The organism is Actinoplanes solisilvae (assembly GCF_003999975.1).
Lineage (GTDB): Bacteria > Actinomycetota > Actinomycetes > Mycobacteriales > Micromonosporaceae > Actinoplanes > Actinoplanes solisilvae.
Window position 1 is genome coordinate 185259 of the sequence record NZ_RJAC01000011.1, and the last position, 22856, is coordinate 208114.

The 22856-nt window shown below is 71.3% G+C and carries 22 protein-coding genes; 15 read left to right on the plus strand and 7 right to left on the minus strand.

Annotation, left to right across the window (positions count from 1 at the left end; all coding sequences use genetic code 11):
• The first annotated feature begins 128 nt into the window (after positions 1-128).
• The 8 genes from argC to argH are packed head-to-tail and all read left to right on the plus strand — an operon-like array spanning position 129 to position 8393.
• A complete protein-coding gene (gene argC / locus EER30_RS26195) occupies positions 129-1130 on the plus strand; it encodes an N-acetyl-gamma-glutamyl-phosphate reductase (protein ID WP_127503248.1) in 1002 nt (333 codons plus the stop codon).
• Positions 1127-2299: a bifunctional glutamate N-acetyltransferase/amino-acid acetyltransferase ArgJ gene (gene argJ / locus EER30_RS26200; RefSeq protein ID WP_127503249.1), complete on the plus strand. Its 1173-nt coding sequence runs from the start codon at positions 1127-1129 to the stop codon at positions 2297-2299. The genes argC and argJ overlap by 4 nt, the downstream gene beginning before the upstream one ends.
• Positions 2296-3204, plus strand: a complete 909-nt coding sequence (argB, locus tag EER30_RS26205) for an acetylglutamate kinase (protein ID WP_127503250.1) — start codon at positions 2296-2298, stop codon at positions 3202-3204. Before argJ ends, argB begins: the two co-directional genes overlap by 4 nt.
• Complete coding sequence (locus tag EER30_RS26210) at positions 3201-4349, plus strand: acetylornithine transaminase (RefSeq protein WP_127503251.1); 1149 nt, start codon at positions 3201-3203, stop codon at positions 4347-4349. The genes argB and EER30_RS26210 overlap by 4 nt, the downstream gene beginning before the upstream one ends.
• Positions 4346-5269 carry an ornithine carbamoyltransferase gene (gene argF / locus EER30_RS26215; protein WP_127503252.1) on the plus strand — a complete coding sequence of 308 codons (924 nt, stop codon included), beginning with the start codon at positions 4346-4348 and terminating at the stop codon, positions 5267-5269. Before EER30_RS26210 ends, argF begins: the two co-directional genes overlap by 4 nt.
• Positions 5266-5766 (plus strand): arginine repressor, encoded by a 501-nt coding sequence (locus tag EER30_RS26220; protein ID WP_127503253.1) that lies wholly within the window; start codon positions 5266-5268, stop codon positions 5764-5766. The genes argF and EER30_RS26220 overlap by 4 nt, the downstream gene beginning before the upstream one ends.
• Positions 5763-6965 (plus strand): argininosuccinate synthase, encoded by a 1203-nt coding sequence (locus EER30_RS26225; RefSeq protein ID WP_127503254.1) that lies wholly within the window; start codon positions 5763-5765, stop codon positions 6963-6965. Before EER30_RS26220 ends, EER30_RS26225 begins: the two co-directional genes overlap by 4 nt.
• A 6-nt stretch (positions 6966-6971) precedes the next feature.
• Positions 6972-8393: an argininosuccinate lyase gene (gene argH / locus EER30_RS26230; RefSeq protein ID WP_127503255.1), complete on the plus strand. Its 1422-nt coding sequence runs from the start codon at positions 6972-6974 to the stop codon at positions 8391-8393.
• On the opposite strand, the gene EER30_RS26235 is transcribed toward argH, so the two are convergent.
• From EER30_RS26235 to EER30_RS26245, 3 genes are read right to left on the minus strand one after another with little or no spacing between them, the layout of a single operon-like run.
• Positions 8390-9472, minus strand: a complete 1083-nt coding sequence (locus tag EER30_RS26235; RefSeq protein ID WP_127503256.1) for a winged helix DNA-binding domain-containing protein — start codon at positions 9470-9472, stop codon at positions 8390-8392. The genes argH and EER30_RS26235 overlap by 4 nt on opposite strands.
• 48 nt (positions 9473-9520) lie before the next feature.
• Positions 9521-10909: a hypothetical protein gene (locus EER30_RS26240; RefSeq protein ID WP_127503257.1), complete on the minus strand. Its 1389-nt coding sequence runs from the start codon at positions 10907-10909 to the stop codon at positions 9521-9523.
• A complete protein-coding gene (locus EER30_RS26245; protein WP_127503258.1) occupies positions 10906-11415 on the minus strand; it encodes a SigE family RNA polymerase sigma factor in 510 nt (169 codons plus the stop codon). The genes EER30_RS26240 and EER30_RS26245 overlap by 4 nt, the downstream gene beginning before the upstream one ends.
• Positions 11416-11849: 434 nt before the next feature.
• On the opposite strand from EER30_RS26245, the gene EER30_RS26250 reads away from it, so the two are divergent.
• Positions 11850-12455, plus strand: coding sequence for a response regulator transcription factor (locus tag EER30_RS26250; protein ID WP_127503259.1), 606 nt, complete (start codon positions 11850-11852; stop codon positions 12453-12455).
• 10 nt (positions 12456-12465) lie between these two features.
• The gene (locus EER30_RS26255; protein ID WP_127503260.1) at positions 12466-13041 is read left to right on the plus strand and encodes a VanZ family protein; all 576 of its coding nucleotides are present in this window, start codon (positions 12466-12468) and stop codon (positions 13039-13041) included.
• Here the strand turns inward: EER30_RS26255 and EER30_RS26260 are convergent.
• Positions 13014-14081, minus strand: coding sequence for a glycosyltransferase (locus tag EER30_RS26260; protein ID WP_164842485.1), 1068 nt, complete (start codon positions 14079-14081; stop codon positions 13014-13016). The two genes, EER30_RS26255 and EER30_RS26260, sit on opposite strands and share 28 nt — an antisense overlap.
• A 130-nt stretch (positions 14082-14211) precedes the next feature.
• On the opposite strand from EER30_RS26260, the gene EER30_RS26265 reads away from it, so the two are divergent.
• The 5 genes from EER30_RS26265 to EER30_RS26285 are packed head-to-tail and all read left to right on the plus strand — an operon-like array spanning position 14212 to position 19465.
• A complete protein-coding gene (locus EER30_RS26265; protein WP_127503261.1) occupies positions 14212-14454 on the plus strand; it encodes a hypothetical protein in 243 nt (80 codons plus the stop codon).
• The gene (locus EER30_RS26270) at positions 14426-16369 is read left to right on the plus strand and encodes a nucleoside-diphosphate sugar epimerase/dehydratase (protein ID WP_127503262.1); all 1944 of its coding nucleotides are present in this window, start codon (positions 14426-14428) and stop codon (positions 16367-16369) included. The genes EER30_RS26265 and EER30_RS26270 overlap by 29 nt, the downstream gene beginning before the upstream one ends.
• Before the next feature lie 9 nt (positions 16370-16378).
• On the plus strand, positions 16379-17635 hold the full coding sequence (locus EER30_RS26275; protein WP_127503263.1) for a nucleotide sugar dehydrogenase: 1257 nt from the start codon (positions 16379-16381) through the stop codon (positions 17633-17635).
• Positions 17632-18402 (plus strand): sugar transferase, encoded by a 771-nt coding sequence (locus tag EER30_RS26280; protein WP_240670304.1) that lies wholly within the window; start codon positions 17632-17634, stop codon positions 18400-18402. Before EER30_RS26275 ends, EER30_RS26280 begins: the two co-directional genes overlap by 4 nt.
• Complete coding sequence (locus tag EER30_RS26285; RefSeq protein ID WP_127503264.1) at positions 18392-19465, plus strand: PLP-dependent aminotransferase family protein; 1074 nt, start codon at positions 18392-18394, stop codon at positions 19463-19465. The genes EER30_RS26280 and EER30_RS26285 overlap by 11 nt, the downstream gene beginning before the upstream one ends.
• Before the next feature lie 132 nt (positions 19466-19597).
• On the opposite strand, the gene EER30_RS26290 is transcribed toward EER30_RS26285, so the two are convergent.
• From EER30_RS26290 to EER30_RS26300, 3 genes are read right to left on the minus strand one after another with little or no spacing between them, the layout of a single operon-like run.
• A complete protein-coding gene (locus EER30_RS26290) occupies positions 19598-20602 on the minus strand; it encodes a GNAT family protein (protein ID WP_127503265.1) in 1005 nt (334 codons plus the stop codon).
• A 2-nt stretch (positions 20603-20604) separates the two neighbouring features.
• Positions 20605-21822: an FAD-dependent monooxygenase gene (locus EER30_RS26295; protein ID WP_127503266.1), complete on the minus strand. Its 1218-nt coding sequence runs from the start codon at positions 21820-21822 to the stop codon at positions 20605-20607.
• Positions 21823-21835: 13 nt separating this feature from the next.
• A complete protein-coding gene (locus tag EER30_RS26300; protein WP_127503267.1) occupies positions 21836-22849 on the minus strand; it encodes a GNAT family N-acetyltransferase in 1014 nt (337 codons plus the stop codon).
• Positions 22850-22856 lie beyond the last annotated feature (7 nt).

Sequence of the window (22856 nt, forward strand, 5' to 3'; positions counted from 1 at the left end):
ACACAACAGTGACGCCAAGTATGCCAGCGGTGACGGGCTGGTTGTGACGCGAGACTCGCGGGGGAACGCTGTTGCCGCGCTCGGGTGGAAGTTGATACGGTCTTCTGCATAGTCATGCGGAGGTATGTATGGGAATCCGGGTTGCGGTCGCGGGGGCCAGTGGATACGCGGGCGGCGAGTTGCTGCGCCTGCTCGCCGGGCACCCCGAGTTCGACCTCGTGGCGGCCACCGCCCACTCGCAGGCGGGCGCGCGAGTCGCCTCCGTGCACCCCCAGCTGGCGGGCCTCGATCTCACGCTCGGCACGACTGACGCGGCGACGCTGAGCGACGCCGACCTGGTCTTTCTGGCCCTGCCCCACGGGCAGTCGGCGGCGCTGGCGGCCCAGCTCCCCGAGAGCGTGAAGGTCGTCGACCTCGGGGCCGATTTCCGGCTGCGCGACGCCGAGCTGTGGGAGCGCTATTACGGCGGTCCTCACGCCGGCACGTGGACCTACGGTCTGCCCGAGCTGCCTGGCCAGCGCGAGCTGATCGCCGCCTCCGACCGGGTGGCGAATACGGGCTGTTATGCGGCCACCATCACCCTCGCGCTCGCGCCGCTGATCGCCGCGGGCCTCGCCGACCCGGCCGACGTGGTCGTGGTCGCCTCCTCCGGCACCTCGGGCGCGGGCCGCTCGGCCAAGGTGAACCTGCTGGCCAGCGAGGTCATGGGCGACCTGACGCCCTACAAGGTCGGTGCCCACCAGCACGTTCCCGAGATCAAGCAGGCGACCGGGACGACGTCGCTGTCGATGACCCCGGTGTTGGCTCCGATGCCCCGCGGCATCCTGGCCACGGTCACCGTGCGTCCGCTCTCCGATCAAGATCCGCGCGAGGTCCTGCGGGCGGCGTATGCCGATGAGCCGTTCGTCCACGTGCTGCCCGAGGGCGCGTGGCCGCACACGGCCGCCACCTCCGGTTCCAACTCCTGCCACCTGCAAGCCACCGTCGATGTCGACTCCGGCCGCATCGTGGTGATCAGCGCGCTCGACAACCTCGGCAAGGGCGCGGCCGGCCAGGCCGTGCAGTGCGCCAACCTCATGTCCGGCCTGCCCGAGACGACGGGCCTGTCCGTGTTCGGAGTCGCACCGTGACCGTCACCCATCCCAAGGGCTTCCGGGCCTCCGGCGTCGCCGCCGGTCTCAAGCCCAACGGCAACACCGACGTGGCCCTGGTGGTCAACGACGGCCCCGACTTCACCGCCGCCGGCGTCTTCACCGGTAACCGGGTCAAGGCCGCCCCGGTGCTCTGGAGCCAGCAGGTGCTCAAGGGCGGCATCGTGCGCGCCGTCGTGCTCAACTCGGGCGGCGCCAACGCGTGCACCGGCAGCCAGGGCTTCCGCGACACGCACGCGACCGCCGAACACGCCGCGACGGTCCTGCGCGGCGGCCCGAAACCGCAGCTCGTCGGGGCCGGCGACGTGGCCGTCTGCTCGACCGGGCTGATCGGCGAACTGCTCCCGATGGACAGGCTGCTGCCCGGGGTCACCGCCGCGGCGCGCGCGTTGCAGTCCGACGGTGGCCCGGCCGCGGCCGAGGCGATCATGACGACCGACACCGTGCCGAAGAACGCGGTCGTGCAGCGTTCGGGCTGGTCGGTCGGCGGCATCGCCAAGGGCGCGGGCATGCTCGCCCCGGCGCTGGCGACCATGCTCGTCGTGATCACCACGGACGCCAGCGCCGACAACGAGGTGCTCGACGCGGCTCTGCGCGAGGCGAGCCGGCTGACCTTCGACCGCATCGACGCCGACGGCTGCATGTCGACCAACGACACGGTACTGCTGCTGGCCAGCGGCGCGTCGAACGTGCAGCCCACGCCCGAAGAGCTGACCGCCGCCGTCACCGAGGTCTGCCACGACCTGGCCCAGCAGCTCATCGCCGACGCCGAGGGCGCCACCAAGCACATCTCGATCGAGGTCAAGGGCGCCGCCAGCGAGGCCGACGCGGTCGAGGTGGGGCGCACGGTCGCCCGCAACAACCTGGTCAAGACCGCGATGTTCGGCAACGACCCCAACTGGGGACGCATCCTCGCCGCGGTCGGCACGACGTCGGCCGCCTTCGAGCCCGACCGGGTCGACGTGGCGATCAACGACGTGTGGATCTGCAAGGGCGGCGCCGCCGCGGAAGACCGGTCCAAGGTCGACCTCAGCGGCCGCGACGCCAAGATCACCGTGAACCTGCGCGAGGGCGAGATGGCCGCGACGATCTGGACCACCGACCTGTCGCACGCCTACGTCCACGAGAACTCGGCCTACTCCTCATGACGGTGGAGAAGGCCGAGGTCCTGATCGAGGCGCTGCCCTGGCTGGAACGCTTCCACGGCTCGACGATCGTCATCAAGTACGGCGGCAACGCCATGATCAACCCTGAGCTCCAGCAGGCGTTCGCGGCCGACATGGCGTTCCTGCGCTACGCGGGCATCCGCCCCGTGGTCGTGCACGGCGGCGGCCCCCAGATCAGCCGCATGCTCGACCGCTTCGGCATCGAGAGCGAGTTCCGCGGCGGCCTGCGCGTCACCACGCCCGAGGCGATGGAGGTCGTGCGCATGGTGCTGACCGGGCAGGTCGGCCGCGAACTGGTCGGGCTGATCAACCGGCACGGCCCGCTCGCGGTCGGGCTCTCCGGTGAGGACGCCCACCTGTTCACCGCCGTACGCCGGGGGGCGGTCATCGACGGGGAGACCGTCGACATCGGCCTGGTCGGGGACGTCGACCGGGTCGACACGTCGGCCGTGACCGACCTGATCGCCGCCGGCCGCATCCCGGTGATCGCCAGTGTCGCCCCCGACGCCGCGGGCGTTGTGCACAACGTGAACGCCGACACCGCCGCCGCGGCGCTGGCCGAGGCGCTCGGCGCGCAGAAGCTGGTCGTGCTCACCGACGTCCCCGGCCTCTACACCGACTGGCCCGACACGTCGTCGCTGGTCAGCGAGATCGACGCCGACGCCCTCGAGAAGCTGCTGCCGCGCCTCGAGTCGGGCATGGCGCCCAAGATGGAGGCCTGCCTGCGCGCGGTGCGCGGCGGCGTCCCCGCGGCCCACGTCATCGACGGCCGCGTTGCCCACTCGACCCTGCTCGAAGTCTTCACCCCGGAAGGAATCGGAACGATGGTGGTCCCCTCATCCTTCCAACCGCCCCACCCGACGCCCTTAGAAGGATTGAAGGCATGACATCTCTCGTCGAACGGTGGTCCCAAGCGGGCATGAACAACTACGGCACCCCGCAGGCCGCCCTGGTGCGCGGTGAGGGTGCGGTGCTGACCGCCGAGGACGGCAAGGAATACGTCGACTTCCTCGGCGGCATCGCGGTGAACGCGCTCGGCCACGCCCACCCGGCCGTGGTCGCCGCCGTCACCCAGCAGGTGCGGCAGCTCGGCCACGTGTCCAACTTCTACGTCGCCGAACCGCCCGTCGCGCTGGCCGAGCTGCTGCTCGCGCTGGCCGGCCGCGCGGGCCGCGTGATCTTCACGAATTCGGGCGCCGAGGCCAACGAGGCCGCCTTCAAGATCTCCCGGCTGACCGGGCGCGGCCACGTCGTGGCGACCCACGGCGCGTTCCACGGCCGCACGATGGGGGCGCTCGCCCTGACCGGCCAGCCGTCCAAGGCCGACCCGTTCCGGCCGCTGCCGGGCGACGTCACGCACGTCGATTTCGGCGATCTTGAGGCGCTGCGAGAAGCCGTCACCACCGATACCGCCATGGTCATCCTCGAACCGATCCAGGGCGAGAACGGCGTCGTCGTCCCCCCGCCCGGCTACCTGGCCGGGGCCCGCGAGATCTGCACGGCGGCCGGCGCGCTGCTCGTGCTCGACGAGGTGCAGACCGGCATCGGGCGCACCGGGCACTGGTTCCACCACCAGAGCGAGGGCGTCGAGCCCGACCTCATCACCCTGGCCAAGGGCCTCGGCGGCGGGCTCCCGATCGGCGCGTGCGTCGCCTTCGGCCCGGCCGCCGAACTGCTCACGCCGGGCTCGCACGGCACGACCTTCGGCGGCAACCCGATCTCCTGCGCCGCCGGGCTCGCGGTGATTCGTACGATCGCCGGTGAGGGCCTGCTCGACCACGTCAAGCGGGTCGGCGAGCAGCTGCGCCGCGGCATCGAGGGTCTCCCGAAGGTCAGCGAGGTGCGAGGCGCGGGTCTGCTGCTCGGCATCGTGCTGACGGTTCCCGAGTCGGCCCGCATCGCGGCCGACCTGAAAGAGGCCGGCTTCCTCGTCAACGCCCCGCAGCCCGACGTCATCCGCCTCGCCCCGCCGCTGATCATCAGCACCGAGCAGGCCGACGCCCTCATCGCCGCCTTGGAGGGTGTGCTGTGACCCGCCACTTCCTGCGCGACGACGACCTCTCGCCGGCCGAGCAGAGCGACGTTCTCGACCTGGCCGCGCAGATGAAGGCCGACCGGTTCGCGTTCACACCCCTCGCGGGCCCGCGCTCGGTCGCCGTCTTCTTCGACAAGGCCAGCCTGCGCACCCGGCTGTCGTTCGAGGCCGGCATCGCCGAGCTGGGCGGCCAGCCGATGATCGTCGACACCCAGGTCACCCACTTCGGCCGGGGCGAGTCGCTCAGCGACGCCGGCAAGGTCGTCTCCCGCTACGTCGCGGCCATGGTCTTCCGCACCACCGGCGACGAACGGCTCACCGAGCTGGCCTCCGGGGTGCACGTGCCGGTGATCAACGCGCTGACCGACGGCTTCCACCCCTGCCAGCTCCTGGCCGACCTGTTGACCATCCGCGAGCGCCTCGGCACCACGACCGGCAAGAAACTGGCGTACGTGGGTGACGCCGCCAACAACATGGCCCACTCCTACCTGCTGGCCGGGGCGACCGCGGGCATGCACGTACGGGTGTCCGGGCCGTCCGGGTTCGACCCGTCGGCGACCGTCGTCTCCGAGGCGGCCGAGATCGCGGCGTGGACCGGCGGCTCGGTCGAGGTGCTGCGCGACCCGTTCGAGGCGGCCGACGGCGTCGACGTGCTCGCCACCGACACGTGGACCTCGATGGGCCAGGAGAACGACGGCCGCGACCGGCTCACCCCGTTCTGGCCATACCAGGTCAACGAGAAGCTGCTGGCCGCCGCGGCCGGCGACGCGATCGTGCTGCACTGCCTGCCCGCCCACCGCGGCGAGGAGATCACCGACGAGGTCATGGACGGCCCCCAGAGCGCCGTCTTCGACCAGGCCGAGAACCGGCTGCACGCCCAGAAGGCGCTGCTCGCCTGGCTGCTGGCGGCGTCATGACCGCCCCCGGAACCCGCGCGAGCCGGCACGCCCGCATCGTCGAGCTGATCCGTGAGGCCGAGATCCGCTCGCAGACCGAGCTGGCCGAGAAACTCTCCAACTTCGACCTGATCGTCACCCAGGCCACCCTCTCCCGCGACCTCGAGGAGCTGGGCGCGGTCAAGGTCAGCGGCGCCTACCTGATCCCCGAGGACGGCACGCGCCCCCTGCGCGAGACCACCGAGCAGGGCCCGGCCCGGCTGCTGCGCCTGCTGCGCGAGCTGCTCACCGGCGTCGACGCCAGCGGCAACATCGCCGTGCTGCGCACCCCGCCGGGCGCCGCGCACTTCCTGGCCAGCGCCCTCGACCGCGCCGGCCTGACCGACGTCGTCGGCACCATCGCCGGCGACGACACGATCCTCGTCGTAGCCCGCGAGGTCACCGGCGGCAAGGCCCTCGCGGCCAAGCTCGCCGAGTGGGCCGGGCACCACGACAACCTGGAAAGGAGCACCCCGTGAGCGAGCGGGTCGTCCTCGCCTACTCCGGAGGCCTGGACACCTCCGTCGCCATTCCCTACCTGGCCGACCAGATCGGCGGCGAGGTCATCGCGGTCGCGCTCGACGTCGGGCAGGGCGGCGAGAACATGGAGGTCATCCGGCAGCGGGCGCTCGACTGCGGAGCCGCGGAAAGCGTCGTCGTGGACGCCCGTGAGGAGTTCGCCGCCGACTTCTGCCTGCCCGCGCTGCGCGCCAACGCCCTCTACATGGATCGCTACCCGCTGGTCTCGGCGCTGAGCCGCCCGCTGATCGTGCGTCACCTGGTCGAGGCGGCCAAGCAGCACGGCGGCACGATCGTCTCGCACGGCTGCACCGGCAAGGGCAACGACCAGGTGCGTTTCGAGGTCGGCATCGGCGCGCTGGCCCCTTCGCTGCGGGTCGTCGCGCCCGCCCGCGACTTCGCGTGGACGAGGGACAAGGCGATCGCCCTGGCCGAGGAGAAGGGCCTGCCGATCGACGTCTCGCACAAGTCGCCGTACTCGATCGATCAGAACCTGTGGGGCCGCGCGGTCGAGACCGGTTTCCTCGAGGACATCTGGAACGCCCCGATCGAGGACATCTACTCCTACACCCAAGACCCGGCGGTCGACCGCGACCCCGATGAGGTCGTCATCACCTTCGATCAGGGCAACCCGGTCGCCATCGACGGCGAGACGGTCACCCCGTTCCAGGCGATCACCGAACTCAACCGCCGGGCCGGCGCGCAGGGCGTCGGGCGCCTCGACATGGTCGAGGACCGCCTCGTCGGCATCAAGAGCCGAGAGGTGTACGAGGCCCCGGGCGCGATCGCTCTGATCACCGCGCACCAGGAGCTGGAGAACGTCACCGTCGAGCGCGACCTGGCCCGGTTCAAGCGGTCGATTGACCAACGCTGGGGCGAGCTCGTCTACGACGGTCTGTGGTTCTCGCCGCTGAAGCACGCGCTGGACGCCTTCATCGACGACAGCCAGAAGCACGTGACCGGCGAGGTACGCCTGACCCTGCACGGCGGCCGCGCCACGGTCACCGGCCGCCGCTCCGAGGCCAGCCTGTACGACTTCGGCCTGGCCACCTACGACACCGGCGACACCTTCGACCAGAGCCTCGCCAAGGGCTTCGTGCAGCTCTGGGGCTTGCCGTCGCGCATGGCGTCGGCCCGTGACGCACGTTTGGCAGACTGACACCCGATGACTGAGAAGACTTCGCTGTGGGGTGGCCGGTTCGCCGGTGGTCCCGCTGACGCCCTGGCCCGCCTGTCCGTGAGTGTCCAGTTCGACTGGCGCCTCGCCCCGTACGACATCGCCGGCTCGCGCGCCCACGCCCGGGTGCTCGCGGCCGCCGGGCTCCTCGACCCTGACGAGCTGGGCAAGATGCTGGCCGCCCTCGACGACCTCGAGGCCGCCTGCGCCTCCGGCGAGTTCCGGCCCACCATCGACGACGAGGACGTGCACACCGCCCTCGAACGCGGCCTGCTCGAACGGCTCGGCGCGCTCGGCGGCAAGCTGCGCGCCGGCCGCTCCCGCAACGACCAGGTCGCCACCGACCTGCGGCTCTACCTGCGCGACCACGCCCGCGGCCTGGCCCAGGCGCTGGTCGAGCTGGCCGACGCGATCACCGAGCAGGCGTCGCTGAACATCAGCACGCCCGCGCCCGGCATGACCCACCTGCAGCACGCCCAGCCGGTCACCTTCGGCCACTGGCTGCTGGCGCACGTGCAGCCGCTGCTGCGCGATCTCGACCGCCTGCGGGACTGGGACGTGCGTACGGCGATCTCGCCCCTGGGCAGCGGCGCGCTGGCCGGCTCGTCCCTGCCGCTCGACCCGGCCGCGGTCGCCAAGGAGCTGGGCTTCACCGCCCCCGCGCCAAACTCGATGGACGCCGTCGCCGACCGCGACTTCGTGGCCGAGTTCCTCTTCATCACCGCGCTGATCGGGGTGCACCTGTCCCGCCTCGGCGAAGAGGTCGTCCTGTGGACGTCGACCGAGTTCGGCTGGGTCGAGCTGGACGACGCCTTCGCCACCGGCTCGTCGATCATGCCGCAGAAGAAGAACGCGGACATCGCCGAGCTGGCCCGGGGCAAGAGCGGACGGCTCATCGGCGGGCTGGTCACGGTGCTGACCATGCTCAAGGGCCTGCCGCTGACCTACGACCGCGACATGCAGGAGGACAAGGAGCCGGTCTTCGACGCGATCGAGACGCTCGAGCTGCTGCTGCCCGCACTGGCCGGCATGATCTCGACCATGACCGTACGGGTCGACCGCCTGACCGCGGCCGCGCCGGTGGGCTTCTCGCTGGCCACCGAGGTCGCCGACTGGCTGGTCCGCAAGGGAGTGCCGTTCCGCGACGCCCACGAGATCACCGGCAAGCTGGTGGCGCTCTGCTCGGTGCGCGAGTGCGAGCTGGAAGACCTGACCGACGACGACCTGAAGACGGTCAGCGAACACCTCGACCCGTCCGTCCGGGGGATCCTCACCGTCGAGTCGGCCCTGGCCTCGCGCACGACGCCCGGCTCGACCGGCCCCGGCCCGGTCGCCGACCAGCTCGCCCAGGTGCAGCACCGCCTCGACACGTGGCGCCAGTGGGCGGTCGAGAAGGTCGTGCCGCGCTAGTCGATCACCACTTCGGGGGCACGGCCCGGCGCCAGGAAGTCGAGCAGGGCCGTGCCCTCGGCTTCGATCTCGTCGCGGTCGGCGGCGGTCAGCGGGCGGAACGGGCGAATCGTCAGCTGGTTGCCGGTGACCTTCCAGGTGGCGGCGACGAAACCGTCGACCAGCATCGAGCGGGGCTGCTCCGGGTTGTCGTAGCCGAAACCCTGCCCCTCGTAATCGGCGTCGACCACGCGGCTGCGGTCGTCGTGCGAGAGCAGCAGGTTGTCGTAGTCGTAGAGGAAACGGACCGGCGCGGGCGTGTCCGGGTCAGGCCGTGGCGCGTCGGGCAGGTCGAAGAGCTCGCGGCCCTGCTCGTCCCGGAAAGTGATCAACTGTGGACGCAGCCGGTCGGCGACCTCGCCCAGTTTCGTGAGCCCCGACCATTGCCGGCAGTCGGCCACCGTGGCCGGCCCGAATGCGGCCAAATAGCGCAGCAGCAGCCGGTCGGGCGTGGACTCGCCCGCCTTGACGTCGCCGAGCCAGTCGTCCAGCGGCAGGTGCAGGGCCCGCCCCTTGCGCCCCCACTGGCCGCGCGGCGGGATCTGGGCCAGCGGCAGCCAGGCCCGGGCCACGTAGCCGAGCGAGGCCGGGTCGTTGTCGGGAAACGTCTTGGCCAGCTCACGACCCAGCTCGGCGAAGAGCATCGGCTTCCCGGCGAGGGCGGCCCGGGCGGCCGCGACCAGCTCGTCACGGTCGACCCCGGCCACGCCGCGCCGGAACGCGCCCATCGTGCTGCGCTCGATCACCGGGTCGACCAGCGGCCGCAGCCACGCCGCGTCTTCGGCCGTGACCAGGTGAATCGTGCTGCGCATCAACCCGACCCGCACGATGGCGGCGTCGCCCAGCAGCTCGGACGCCTCGTCGGGCCGGAAGTCCTCGACCCGGCTCCAGAGCCCGACGTACCAGCTCAGCGGCTCCTGGGCCTGCATGCCGGCGAGCCTGGTCAGCGCCTCGATCGTCCCCATCGGCGTACGCCGGAGAAGCAGTTGCCGCTCCAGCGTGGCCCGGTTGAGCTGCCGCGTGCTCAGCGTCTCGGTCATGTTTCGACGCTAACCAGAATTGCGGTCAGTTCCCGGCCGCTCACCGCCCTACTCGACCACCCGGGTTTTCGCGTCGGCGCCGGGCGGGCCGCCGGAGTCCGGCTCGAACGGTGGGACCCGGGTGCTGCCGAGCCGGGTTCCGTCGGCGGCGTACGCGACGATCGTGGCCTGGCCGTGCGGGGCGACCGACGTGATCGCCGCGCCGGTGGCATCGAGGGTCAGCGTCCGGGGGGCCGAACCGGTGTCCGTGAGCTCCAGCCGCGTGGCGCCGGGCGGAGCCGCGGCGATCACCTGGTCGGTGCGGTCGTCCTTGCCCTCGGCCCGCATCCGCCAGGCGATCGGCCGCTGGTCCGCTCCGGCCGCGGGCAGCAGCAGTCGAAGGTCCTGCCGGTACGAGTTCTCCGAGCCGTGCATCGCGTACGCCAGCACGCCGCCCCCGGGTGGCTGGATCGTGAACAGGACCGCGGCTTGCCCGTTGACCGTGCCCAGCCAGCGGACGGTGAGCTTGATCCCGGCTGCGGGCAGCCGGGCGTCGCTGATGGCGCTGTTCACCCACGACCGCAGCATCGCGTGGTCGAACGTCCGGGTGCCCAGGGCTTCCGCGATCTGCGCCGCACTCATCTCCTGCGGGTTCGTGTCCGAGTTGCCACCCCACCCGCCGCCGGCCCCGCCCTCGTAGAGCACGTCCGCCCCGGAGGTGACGGTGACCGTGATGACCGGTGGGATCGGCGCGGGCGGCAGCGTCATCTCGGCCAGCCCGCTGCCGGCCGCCTGCGCCTGAGGCGTCCCGAACGCGACCAGGCCGACGGGCAGGTAGGTGATGCCCTGACTGACCGTGACCGTCGAGCCGATCGGGCCGACCACGACCAGCACGCCGGGGCCGTCCGAGCGGGTCGTCGAGAACGTCACCACGGGTTCGCCGCCGTCGACGCGGCCGCCCTCCGTCATCTCGGCCGGCGTCGCGCCGGGCTCACCCTCGTACCAGACCAGCGCGGTGTCGTCGAGGAAGCCGAACCGCAACGGCACGAGGGCGAGCACCAGACGACGGCTCGCGACGTCGGCGGCGTACACAAATTTGATCTTTGATCGGTCGGTGACGCGCCAGGTCTCGCCCGGGTCCTCGAGGTCCTTGATCTCGCGACGCAGGCCGTCGAGGAAGGCCGTGTCGCCGGCGAGTGAACCGCGGGTGGGGCCTTCGGCGAGTACTCCCGCTCCGCCCGTGACGGCGATTCCGGGTACGAACGCCGGCAGCGGCACGACTCCGCTCTGCACCCCGGCGAGGGCCGCCACCACGACCGCCACCCCGGCGATCTTGGCGCGACGGCGACGCTGATGGCCGCGTTCCCGTCGCGCGAATCCCGGCCACGGGTCCTCGATCGCCCCCAGCGAGTCAGCCTCGTCGGCGAGCGCGTTCTTCAGCACGGTCTCGGTGTTCATGCGCGCGTCCTTTCCAAGGTCGGGGCCATTTCCGTACGCAGCCGCTCCAGACCACGGGAGGCCTGGCTCTTCACCGTGCCGACCGAGCAGCCCAGCGCCTCGGCTGTCTCCGTCTCGCTCAGGTCGGCGAAGTAGCGCAGCACCAGCACGGCCCGCATCCTCGGTGGCAGCGTGCGCAGCGCGGCGACGACCTGCTGCCGCTGCTCTACCGAACCGTAGGGATCGGCGGCCGGGCCGTCGGTGACCAGCAACGGCACCTCGCCGACCCGGCGGCGACGGCGCCACGAGGTCGCGGTGTTCACCATCGCCCGGCGTACGTAGGCGAGCGGCGCGTCCATTCGCGAGACGCGGCCCCATTTGCGGTGGGTCTTCTCCAGGGCGGACTGGACCAGGTCTTCCGCGTGGCCGCGGTCGCCGGTCAGCAGATAGGCGAGGCGGACGAGCGGCCCCCACTGCTGTTCGACGAAGGCCCGGAACCCGTCGTCGGCCGATGGTTGAGATGACATGTCAGGATCAACGCCGTCGAGGGCACGAAAGGTTGAGTCCGGTGCCGGGCGTCCGGGTTGTACCACTCGCGAACCGTGCCCGGACTGCCGTACTCGGTCCTCCGTGGACGGTGACGCCCCCGTTGCCCCGGCGTTTCCGGCGCATTTCCCCGAGTCCGGTCAGGAGAACCGGTGTACTTGGGTCGTTTGATCGGACATGCCGGTACCCGACGAGTGACGGAGACGTTACGGTGAGGAGGCGCCGGAACCGAGGGTTCCGGCGCTCCAGGTATGTCGTGACCTGGTGAGTTGGAAACTCTTCGCAACCGCGACCCATCCGTGCGCGCGGATGTTCCGAATAGACACGCAGGAGTACACAGGTAGGAGCTTTCCGGGGTGCCTGCCGGATCTGTTGTCCGGGCACGGGTGCTGGCGTCCATCGGTGAGGTGATGTGGTGATCCGCGTTGCGGTGGCGAGAGACGAGGGATACTTCGGCGTCCCGGTCCGTGCGCTGCTCGAGTCGAACCCTGACATGCATTTCATCGGCACGCTCCCGTTCGGCAACGACCTTCCACAGGTCGCCGCCGAGATGTGGCCTGCCGTGATCGTGATCGACACGGAGTACATGGTGAGTCAAGTGCTCCCGGTCGCCAACGCGGTGCGCTCGGCGAACCCGTCGTGTGCCCTGCTGCTGCTGTGCGACCCCAACAAAAGGGGCATGCTGCCGCCCCGCCACCGGTCCGGGCCGCTCAACTTCCTGCCCAAGGACACCTCGGCGGCGGTGCTGGCCGACTCGGTGCGGCGGCTCGCGGGCGGGGAACGCGTGGTCTCGGCCCGGCTGCAGACGGCGACGCTGCTCACCGACAAGGGCCTGACCACGCGCGAGCTTGAGGTGCTGGGCCTCGCGGCCGAGGGCGAGCCGGTGAAAGAGATCGCCCGCCGGCTGTTCCTGTCGGGCGGAACGGTGCGCAACTACCTCTCCGCGATCATCGCGAAGACCGGCGCCCGCAACCGCCTCGACGCGATCCGCATCGCCCGGAAGGACGGTTGGCTGCGATAGCCTTTGTCTGGTGCCTTCCGGTCGACTGGAAATCCCCGCGCTGCCGATCCTGATTCCGCTCGGGGTCGTCCTGATGGCCGTGGCGGTGGTCGTGCTGCGCCGCCAGGGAGCGTTGACGGCCGGGCGGCTGGGTGCGGCCTGGTTCGCGGGGTGGTACGCGGTGGCCGTGCTCGGCGCGACCATGCTGCCCCTTCTGATCGCCTGGGGGCCGCGGGCGGGCGACCCCGAATACTTCCGCATCCTGCCGATCCCGATCGTCACCATGCGCCCCGACGACTTCGTGCTGAACATCGCGATGACCCTGCCGCTGGCCGCCGTGCTGCTGGTGGTGGCCGGGGTGCGCGAGCGTGACCGGGCGGTGCTGATCGGTTTCCTGCTCAGCCTGACCATCGAGCTGACCCAACTCTTCCTGCTGCTCTTCCTGCACAGCAACCGGTGGGCCGACTCCAACGACCTGATCGCCAACACGCTCGGCGCCTGGCTGGGCTGGCTGTTGCTGCGCCGTCTGCTGCGGGTGCCGGCGGTGGCGCGGGCCGCCGATCGCTGGACGCTGGCCCGTCATCCCGAGCCGCTGACGCGGTCGTAGAGTTCGCCGACGGTGGCGGCGACCTCGCTGGCGTCGTACCGCGGCCCGGCCGATCGGGGTGGCAACCGTCCGGGTCGTTCGGCGTGGCAGAGCACCTCGGCCCGCAGGCCGCGCGGCAGCGATTCCGGGTCGTGGGCGGTGAGCCGGCGGGCGCCCTCGACGGGCGTGTCGTCGAGCGGTTCGCAGGCGGCGTAGAGGGCGGGCAGCCCGGCGGCGACGGCCTCGAGCACGGCCAGCCCGAAGGTCTCACGCCCGGGTGAGGCGAAGACGTCCATCGCGCAGAGCATCTCGCGGGCGTGCTCGACCGAGCCGGCGAAGAGCACCCGGTCGGCGACGCCCTCGATGGCCGCGAGCCGTTCCAGGGCGCGCCGGGCGGAGCCGTCGCCGACGAGCAGCAGGACCGCGCCGGGCACCTCGCTGACCGCGCGGATCAGCACGTCGAACCGTTTGCGGGGCTCGAGCCGCCCGAGGCCGCCGATGACGGCCGCGTCGGGCGCTATGCCCAGACGGGCGCGGGCGGCGGCGCGCAGACCGGGGTCGAAGCGGAACTCCTCGGTGTCGAGCGCCTTGGGGATCACGGCCAGGCGCTCGGCGGGCACGCCCCGGCGGCGCAGGCGGTCCGCGATGGCGGTGGAGACGGCGATGGTGACCAGGCCTCGATAGACCAGCCGGGTGCCCAGGGCCGTACGCCGTCCGTCGTCGAGGCGATAGTCGGTGGCGACCACGCGGGCCACGCCGGCCAGCCAGGCGGCGAGGCGGCCCTGCACGCTCGCCCGGAACAGGTGGGTGTGTACGACGTCGAAGCCGCCGCGCCGGGCGAGGCGGCGCAGCGCCCGGATCGAGGCCGGGTCGAGGTCGCGGGAGCTGACCATCTCGTGCACGGTGGTGCCGCCGGCCCGCATCGCGGCCAGGACCGGCCCGGGCGGTGACAGCGTGACCACCTCGCACTGCTGCGGCAGATGGCGGATCAACAGTCGCAGCTGGTGCTCGACGCCGTCGCCGGCCCGGGCGCTGATGACGTGCAGCACCCGAACGGCCATTTCTTTTACTCCCGCCGTCCCATTGTCGGCAATATGCTTGCGCTCCCCGAAAAAGGACGTTCGCAGAGCTGGGGATACTCATGACAGTCACAAATGTCATGTGTAAGCAGAGAGATTTTCATGTTCCTGCATGACATTCCTCACGGAGACCTGGCTGGTCATGGCCGGTGTCATAAAAAACATGAAAAAGTCTCGGAAGCTGCATGACAATTGCCACTGTATTCACCCGCCCCATCCTGGCACGCTCGATCCGCAGGCGATGAAAGCGCTTCGGATCTTATTTCAGTCCTTTCCTGGCGCGCATTCCTGGCCTGATGAAGAAACCCGGGCGCGAGGAGGAACTGATGCAGTTACGGAGCGCGGCGCCTCCTGAGGACACCGACGACGCGGGGAGCCGATGGCCGGGCACCCGCTGGCTGGGCACCATCCTTCCGGGCCGCGCCGCCCGGGCCGGCGTCGACGCGATCGCCCTCGCGCTGGCGCTGCTGATCGCCACCGTCCTGCGCCACGACGGTGACCTCGCCGAGGTCCACCTGGCCGGCCTGCTGATCCTCGCGGCGGTCGGGGCCGTCGTCCACACCGGGGTCGGCCTGCGTCTCGGTCTCTACACCGGCCGGTGGGCCTACGGCTGCTTCGAAGAGATCGCCGCCCTGGCCAAGACCGCCGCCGTCACCACCCCGATCCTCTTCGTCCTCGACACGCTGCTCGGCCGGCTGGTGCCCCGGTCGGCCATCATCGCGTCCGGCCTGATCGCCCTGGTTCTCGCGGCCGGCGCGCGCTACGCCGTGCGCCTCGCGCGCGACCAGCGCCTACGCCCCTCACCGCAGCACGGCGGCCGCGTGGTCGTCATGGGCGCCGGCGAGGGCGCCACCCAGGCCGTGCGGGCCATGCTGCGCGACCCCTCCGGCCCCTACATCCCCGTCGCCCTGCTCGACGACGACCCCGGCAAACGCACCCTGCAGATCATGGGGGTGCCGGTCGCCGGCACCCGCCACGCGATGGCCCAGGTGGTGAGCCGCTTCGAGGCCGACGTGCTGCTCATCGCGATCCCCAGCGCCGGCGCCGAGCTGGTGCGCGAGCTGACCGACCTGGCCCGCCCGACCGGCGTCGAGGTCAAGGTCGTGCCGCCGGTGGTCGAGCTGTTCGGCCGCACGGTCGGCGTCGACGACATCCGCCCGGTCAGCCACGCCGACCTGCTCGGCCGCCGCGAGATCGGCATCGACCTGGCCGCCATCGCCGGCTACCTGACCGGGCGCCGCGTCCTGGTCACCGGGGCGGGCGGGTCGATCGGCTCCGAGCTGTGCCGCCAGCTCAGCCGCTTCGAACCGGCCGCCCTGGTCATGCTCGACCGCGACGAGTCGGGGCTGCACGCCGTGCAGCTCTCGATGGACGGCCGCGGCCTGCTCGACGATCGCAACCTCGTCGTCGCCGACATCCGCGACCAGCAGCGGCTCGACGAGGTCTTCGCCGAGCACCGCCCCCAGGTCGTCTTCCACGCCGCCGCCCTCAAACACCTGCCCCTGCTCGAGATGCACCCGTCCGAGGCCCTCAAGACCAACATCATCGGCACCTACCAGATCCTGCAGACCGCGCTGCGCCACGGCGTCGAGCGGCTGGTCAACATCTCCACCGACAAGGCCGCCGACCCGGGCAGCGTGCTCGGCTACTCCAAGCGCATCACCGAACGGCTCACCGCCGCGGCCGACGAGGCCGGCACCGGCACGTTCTGCAGCGTCCGCTTCGGCAACGTGCTCGGCAGCCGCGGCTCGGTGCTCACCGCGTTCGCGGCCCAGGTCGAGGCGGGCGGCCCGATCACGGTCACGCATCCCGACGTCTCGCGCTACTTCATGACCGTGCAGGAAGCCGTACGGCTCGTCGTGCAGGCCGGCGCGCTCGACAGCCACGGCGAGGTGCTGGTGCTCGACATGGGCGAGCCGGTGCGCATCGCCGACGTCGCCCGCCGCCTCGCCGACGCCTCCGAGCGGCGCATCTCCATCGTCTACACCGGACTGCGTCCCGGCGAGAAGATGCACGAGAGCCTCTTCGGCGCGACCGAGCCCGACAGCCGCCCCAACCACCCGCTCATCTCCCAGGTGCCGGTGCCGCCGCTCGACGGCAACGTGCTCTCCCTGCTCGACGCGGCCGCGCCCCGGCCCGAGCTCATCGCCGTCCTGCGCTGGCTCTCCGAGAGCCCCGCCCTCTCCGTGGCCGCCCGCGACAACGGCGGCCCACCGGCGCCGGCCGCCCGCGCGCCCCGCAAGCAGCGTCTGTCCCTACGAGCGAGCTGAGGAGCTCCCATGCGGGTCGTCATCGTCGGTCAGGGCTACGTCGGGCTGCCGCTCGCCGTCCACGCCGCCCGGGCCGGCCACCACGTCATCGGCTTCGACGTCGACGACGAACGGATCAAACGCCTGGCCACCGGCGAGTCCTACGTGGACGACGTCACTTCGTCCGAACTGCGCGAACTGCTCGAGGCCGGCAGCTTCCACCCGTCCGCCGACCCCCGGTCGTGCGCGGGCTTCGACATCGCCGTCATCGCCGTGCCGACCCCGCTGCGCGAGGGCACCCCCGACCTGAAATACATCGAGGAGTCCGCCCGCACCCTGGCCCGCTACCTGCGGCCCGGCGCGACGGTCGCGCTCGAGTCGACCACCTATCCCGGCACCACCACCGACCTCGTCGCCCCGCTGCTCGAAGAGGGCTCCGGCCTGATCGCCGGCAGCGACTTCTACCTGGGCTACAGCCCCGAGCGCATCGACCCGGGCAACCGCGAATGGTCGCTGGCCACCACGCCCAAGGTGGTCTCCGGCATCAACGCGGCCTCGCTCGAAAGGGTCGACGCGTTCTACAGCTCGGTCGTCGACAAGACCGTGCCCGTCTCCGACTGCAAGGTCGCCGAACTGGCCAAGCTGCTGGAAAACACGTTCCGTCACGTGAACATCGCGCTCGTCAACGAACTCGCCGTGTTCGCCCACGACCTCGGCATCGACGTGTGGGAGGCGATCGACGCCGCGTCCAGCAAGCCGTTCGGCTACCTGCGCTTCGTGCCCGGCCCCGGCGTCGGCGGCCACTGCCTGCCGATCGACCCGTCCTACCTGTCCTGGCGGGTGCAGCGCACGCTCGGCCAGAGCTTCCGCTTCGTCGAGCTGGCCAACGACATCAACAACCACATGCCCGACTACGTCGTACGTCGTCTGGTCGCGGCCCTCAACGAGCGGCGCAAAGCGGTGAACGGCTCGACGATCCTGCTGCTCGGCCTGGCCTACAAGAAGAACAGCGGCGACGCCCGCGAGTCGCCGGCCCGCCGGGTCGCGTCGCTGCTGCTCGACATGGGCGCCGACGTGCGGGCAGCCGACCCCCACGTCGTCGAGGACGCGCAGGTCGACAGCCGGGTCGAGCGGGTCGCGCTGACCGCCGAGCAGCTCGCCGCGGCCGACGCCGTCGTGCTGCTCGCCGACCACGACGAGTTCGACCTCGACCTGATCGCCGGCCAAGCCGCCTACGTGCTGGACACCCGTCACCGCCTGACCGGACCCACCGTGGAGTCGCTGTGAAGCCCATCCGCCTGTTCTGGGACCTCGCCAACCGATTCGTGGCCGCCGTCGCGCTGATCCTGCTGTCCCCGGTGCTGCTCGTGGTCGCGGTGTGGATCCGCGTCGCCGACGGCCCCGGCATCCTCTTCGTGCAAGACCGGGCGGGCCTCGGCGGCCGGCCGTTCCGCATGCTGAAGTTCCGTTCGATGGTGCACGACTCGGTGGCGATGAGCTCCGGGCTCGGCATCAGCGACCCGTTCGGGCTGGTCGAGAACGATCCGCGCATCACCGCGTGCGGCCGGTTCCTGCGCCGCACCAGCCTCGACGAACTGCCCCAGCTCTTCAACGTGCTCGCCGGGCAGATGTTGCTGGTTGGGCCCCGTCCCGACGTGCTGCCACAGGTGGCCAACTACTCGCCGATCGACGCGCGCCGCCTCGAGGTCAAGCCCGGCATCACCGGCTGGGCCCAGGTCAACGGCCGCGACGACATCGACTGGCCGCAGCGCTTCATCCTCGACCGGTGGTATGTCGACAATTGGTCGCCGGCGCTCGACCTGCGCATCGTCTGGCGCACCTTCGCCGACCTGCGCCGCGGCGAGCCGCCCGTGCACGTCGACACGCTGAACATCGAGCGCGCCCAACCCGCGGACGCCATGCCGGTGCCTGACGGTGACACCGTTCCTCTCAGCATCCCGGCGCAGACCCGAAGCAGCAACGAGCGCCGGTGGGACGAGGAACCCGTCCGGGGTGGCGGCGATCGCTCTCGGGACGCCAGTCGTGCGGCCTGAGGGCCGCGAGATCGGCTCGGAGTTTCACTGGGACCCGGCCCTCCTGCTCACCGTGGCGCGGGAGGGCCACCTCCCGGCCGGGCACCAGCTCTTCGCGACCGGCTGCGGTGCGATGAGCGCGCTGCTGCGCCGGCTCGCCCAGCCCGGCCGGCTGCACGTCCCGTCGTTCTTCTGCATGGGCGTCGCCGAGGCGTTGAGCGCCGACATGCCGCTCGCCTGGTACCGGCACCGGCCCGACGGGCGCGGACCGCGGTTCGAGACCCTGCGTGCCCGCCCCGGCGACGTGGTGCTGGCCCAGAACCTGTTCGGCCGCGACGACGGCGAAGCCTGGCACGACTGGATCGACGCGAACCCCGACGTGATCGTCGTCGAGGACCACTCGCACGACCCGTTCGGTCCGTGGGCAGAGTCGAGCACCGCCCCCTACGCCGTGGCGTCGCTGCGCAAGACCCTGCCTCTGCCCGACGGTGGTCTGCTGTGGTCGCCGCGCGGCCTGCCGGTGCCCGCCCCAGCCGGTGAGCCGAGCACCGGCGCCCATCTGAAGCTGACCGCGATGCTGCTCAAGTCCGCGTGGCTCGACGGCCGCCCGATCGCCAAGGAGACCTTCCGCGAGTTGCAGGGGCGGGGCGAGCAGACCCTGCTGGGCAGTGCCGGCCCGCCGAGCGAGTTCACCGCGGCCGTGCTGCCGGTGCTCAACATCGCCCGCGTGCGCACGGCGAGCACGCGCAACGCCCGCGCCCTGTCAGCCCTCCTCGGCCTGGAGTGCGACGTGCCGCGCGGCGCGGCGCCGTTCCGGGTGCAACTGCTCTGCCCCGACGAGCAGTCGCGCGACGACCTGCTGCGTCATCTCGCCGGCCACGGCATCTTCGCGCCCGTGCACTGGCGGCAGGATCGCGGCGGAGTGTGGAGCGGCGACGAGGAATCAGCCGAGCTGGCCGACCGCATCCTGACCGTGCCCGTCGACCACCGCTGCGGACCGGCCGACGTCCACCGCGCCGCCCAGGTGCTCGGCGGGAAGCCGGCGCGCTCGACGAAACCGAGGCCCTTGGCCGCCCAAAGATGAAGCGGCCCGCACGGTGATGCGTCCGCACGGGGAGGCGCCGACGGTGTGAGGCGTCCGCACGGCGAGGCGCCGACGCGGTGAGGCGGTCGGCGCGGTGAGGCGGCCCGGCCGGGAGGGCCGGGCCGCGCCGGTTCAACGGTAGGGCGGGAACCGCCCCGTCAAGGACTCCGGCGTGGGCACGCCGGCCAGTTTCTCGAAGGAGCGCGGGTCGGTGATGACCCGCCAGGTGTGGAACTCGTGCCGTCCCGAACCGAACTGGGACTTGTAGCGGAACAGCGAGTCGGCCGACCCGCCCACCCCGCCGCCGAGGTGATAGACCGTGTTGCCGCGCGCGCGGCCCCACAGCCGCACCTCGTGGTAGAGCAGCTTGTCGGCGTAGTGCACCGGAGCGTCCGAGGTGGACTGCAGGTGCGTGTGCATCAGGCCCGCGTACTCGAAGAAGAGATTGCCGCCGAGAACCCGGTCGCCATTGACCGCCACGGCGAGGTGTACGTGGTCGCGCAGGGCGGTGCGCAACCGGTGGAAGTGGTCGTGGCCGAAGAAGTAGAACTCGTCGGCCCCCACGCGGCGCATGGTGGCGTGGTACGTGTCGATCCAGTCGCTATAGAGATCCCAGTCGTCGAAGACGATCTCGACGCCTGCTCGTTTCGCCTTGTTGATCTGATTGCGGTGGCTGCGGTGCGTCTGGGACCACAGTTCGTCCGCGGTTTGGGTCAGGTCCATCGAGACCGTCTCTCCGTGCTGCACCACCGTGCCCGCCCCCGCCAGGGCTTCGCGGTGGAGCGGCAGCAGCGGATGGAGCCGCGCGAACGCGGTGACCACCCCCTGGGTGCAGAGGAGTTCGGTCATCGCGCCGGCCGCGCGGGACCAGAAGGCAGAGTCGTGACTGCCGACGGGGCCGGGATAGCCGTAGGGGGAGGTCGCGTCCTGCAGGTCGGTGTCGGGCACCGGCCTGAGCAGCAGGGGAACCAGAAGGACGCGTCCTGCCTCGGCATATCGGAAGGCCACCGGAGTGCCGCCGGTCAGGCCGGCGTCGAGCCGCACGTACTCAGGGGTGTGGTAGATGTCATGCCGGACCCGGGCAAGAGCCTCCATCCATGCCGGGTCCTGGGGTGACAGCAGTGCGGCATCGGCCATAGTCAACCTCCTGTGGGTAGGGGCGCCGCCCGGGTGGCGGGCGCCGGGTCACCGGGGCGGCGACGACGGGCCCGGCTCCACCTGCGCGCGCTCAACGCCCGCCGCAGCAGGGCGCGGGTGACCGAGCGTTGCGTGCTCAGGTGCAGCAGGTACCGCCACAATGGATACTCGCCGCGCCGGTCGGACAGCGCGTAGGAGAATCGGATCGACGGCAGATCAGCGTATTCGGGCATTCTTTCGAACCATTCGCTGCTGGCCTGCGCGGCCCGCTGCAGCGGGGCGAGGGCGGCGCGGCGCCGGTGTTCGTAACGTTCGAGGGCCGGCGCGAGCGGGCCGTCGGAGGCTTCGGCGAGCGCGTCGGCCAGGGCCATCGCGTCCTGCATGGCCAGTTTGGTGCCCGAGCCGATGGCGAAGTGCGTCGTGTGCGCGGCGTCGCCCATCAGAACGACGTTGCCGTTGTCCCACCGCTGGTTGGTGACGCGGCGGAAGTTCATCCAGCCCGAGCCGCGGTCAACGAGCGGCTGCCCGTCGAGGTGGGCGGCGAAGATGGTCTCGAGCCGGGCGGTGCCGGCGGCGGGGTCGAGCCGGTCGAGCTCGAGCCCGGCCCAGGTCTCGGGGGTGCACTCGACGATGAACGTGCTGGTGTTGTCGTCGAACGGGTAGGCGTGGTACCAGATCCAGCCCGCGTGGGTCTGCTCGAAGCCGAACGTGAAGGTGCGGAAGACGTGCGGGGTGCCGAGCCAGGTGTACCTGTTGCGCCCGGTCGCGATCTCGGTGCCGAAGTGCTCGGCGTCGAGCGACCGCAGACTGCTGCCGGCGCCGTCGCAGGCGACTACCAGATCAGCGTCGGGCGGGGAGACCGCGTCGTCCGAGAACCGTACGTCGACGCCCAGCTCGACCGCGCGCGCCGTCAGGATCTGCAGCATCCGGTGCCGTCCGAGGCTGAACCCGTACCCGGCGAGGTGGGTCACCTCTTTGCCGGTGGCCCGCACCTCGTACTCGTCCCACTTGCAGGCGGCCCGCCAGAGACGCCCGGCGCTGACCGGGTCGTAGTGGAACAGGTCGTCGAGCAGGTCGTCCCAGAAGACCACGCCCCAGCCGTACGTGACACCCGGCGGGTTGCGTTCCAGCACGGTGACCTCGTTCGCGGGGTTCGCGAGCTTGGCCAGCACCGCGAAGTACAGACCGGCGGGGCCACCGCCGACACACGTGATCCGCATGGCGCGCGCTCTCCTAACGGTAGGGCGGGAAGGTGCCGGATTCGTCGTTGTCCCGGCCGCGGTCGCTGACCAGTTCGTCGTACGCGGGCCGGTCGGCCACGACCCGCCAGGTGTGGAACGAATGCCGCCGCGGCGAGAACCCGGCCTTGTAGGAGAAGAGCGAGTCCTCCTCGCCGCCCTTGCCGCCGCCGAGGTGGAAGACGGTGTCGCCGCGCGCCTTGCACCAGCGGCGAACCTCGTCGTACAGCATCTCGTCGGCGTACCGCTTCGGCGCGCGCCGCGTCGACGAGACGTAGCCGGTCGCGATGCCGTGGTGCTCGAAGAACGTGTTGCCCCCGACCACCTCGCCGTCCTCGAGCGCGACGGCCAGGTGCATGCGATCGCCCATCGCCTCGTGCATGGCGACCAGATGCTCGTGACTGAAGAAGTAGTACGAGGTGGCGCCGACCCGCCGCATGTTGTCGTGGTAGACCTCGACCCAATCACCGAGCCTGTCCCAGTCGTCGAAGACCACCTCGGTGCCGGCCCGTCGCGCCCGGTTGATGTGGTTGCGGTGGTCGCTGCGGGTCTGCGACCACATCTCGTCGAGGCTGACCGTCAGGTCCATCGACACGGTCTCGCCGTGGTGTACCATCGTGCCGAAGTTGCCCAGAACCGCGGGCGGCGCCGGCAGCAGCGGGTGCATGCGGACGAACGCGGTGACGATGCCCGCCCCGCGCAACGTCTCGAGCATGGCTACGCAGGCCCGTTCCCAGAAGTCGCGATCGCCGGGCATGGCGTCGCTGACCGGGCCCGGGTATCCGTACGGCGAGATCGCGTCGCGCAGACCGGTGCCCGGGATCTCGCGCAGGATCAGCGGCAGCAGGAGCTGGCGGTTGCCGTCGGAATACCAGAACGCGGACGGCGTCCCCGAGTAGAGGGCCGCGTCGAGCGTGACGTAGCCGGGCAGGTGGTAGGTGTCGTGCCGGGTGCGGTGCAGGGCTTCCTTCCATTCCCGGGCCGCCGGTCCCACGAGCGCTGCGGTCATCGTTCTC

Coding starts and splice junctions, on each gene's coding strand:
- EER30_RS26245 (WP_127503258.1), bottom strand. CDS start 11,415: ATGTCATCTCAACCATCGGCCGACGACGGGTTCCGGGCCTTCGTCGAA.
- EER30_RS26265 (WP_127503261.1), top strand. CDS start 14,212: ATGACATTCCTCACGGAGACCTGGCTGGTCATGGCCGGTGTCATAAAA.
- EER30_RS26260 (WP_164842485.1), bottom strand. CDS start 14,081: ATGGCCGTTCGGGTGCTGCACGTCATCAGCGCCCGGGCCGGCGACGGC.
- EER30_RS26240 (WP_127503257.1), bottom strand. CDS start 10,909: ATGAACACCGAGACCGTGCTGAAGAACGCGCTCGCCGACGAGGCTGAC.
- EER30_RS26210 (WP_127503251.1), top strand. CDS start 3,201: ATGACATCTCTCGTCGAACGGTGGTCCCAAGCGGGCATGAACAACTAC.
- argB (WP_127503250.1), top strand. CDS start 2,296: ATGACGGTGGAGAAGGCCGAGGTCCTGATCGAGGCGCTGCCCTGGCTG.
- EER30_RS26275 (WP_127503263.1), top strand. CDS start 16,379: ATGCGGGTCGTCATCGTCGGTCAGGGCTACGTCGGGCTGCCGCTCGCC.
- EER30_RS26235 (WP_127503256.1), bottom strand. CDS start 9,472: ATGACCGAGACGCTGAGCACGCGGCAGCTCAACCGGGCCACGCTGGAG.
- EER30_RS26295 (WP_127503266.1), bottom strand. CDS start 21,822: ATGCGGATCACGTGTGTCGGCGGTGGCCCCGCCGGTCTGTACTTCGCG.
- EER30_RS26300 (WP_127503267.1), bottom strand. CDS start 22,849: ATGACCGCAGCGCTCGTGGGACCGGCGGCCCGGGAATGGAAGGAAGCC.
- EER30_RS26220 (WP_127503253.1), top strand. CDS start 5,266: ATGACCGCCCCCGGAACCCGCGCGAGCCGGCACGCCCGCATCGTCGAG.
- EER30_RS26290 (WP_127503265.1), bottom strand. CDS start 20,602: ATGGCCGATGCCGCACTGCTGTCACCCCAGGACCCGGCATGGATGGAG.
- EER30_RS26270 (WP_127503262.1), top strand. CDS start 14,426: ATGCAGTTACGGAGCGCGGCGCCTCCTGAGGACACCGACGACGCGGGG.
- argH (WP_127503255.1), top strand. CDS start 6,972: ATGACTGAGAAGACTTCGCTGTGGGGTGGCCGGTTCGCCGGTGGTCCC.
- argC (WP_127503248.1), top strand. CDS start 129: ATGGGAATCCGGGTTGCGGTCGCGGGGGCCAGTGGATACGCGGGCGGC.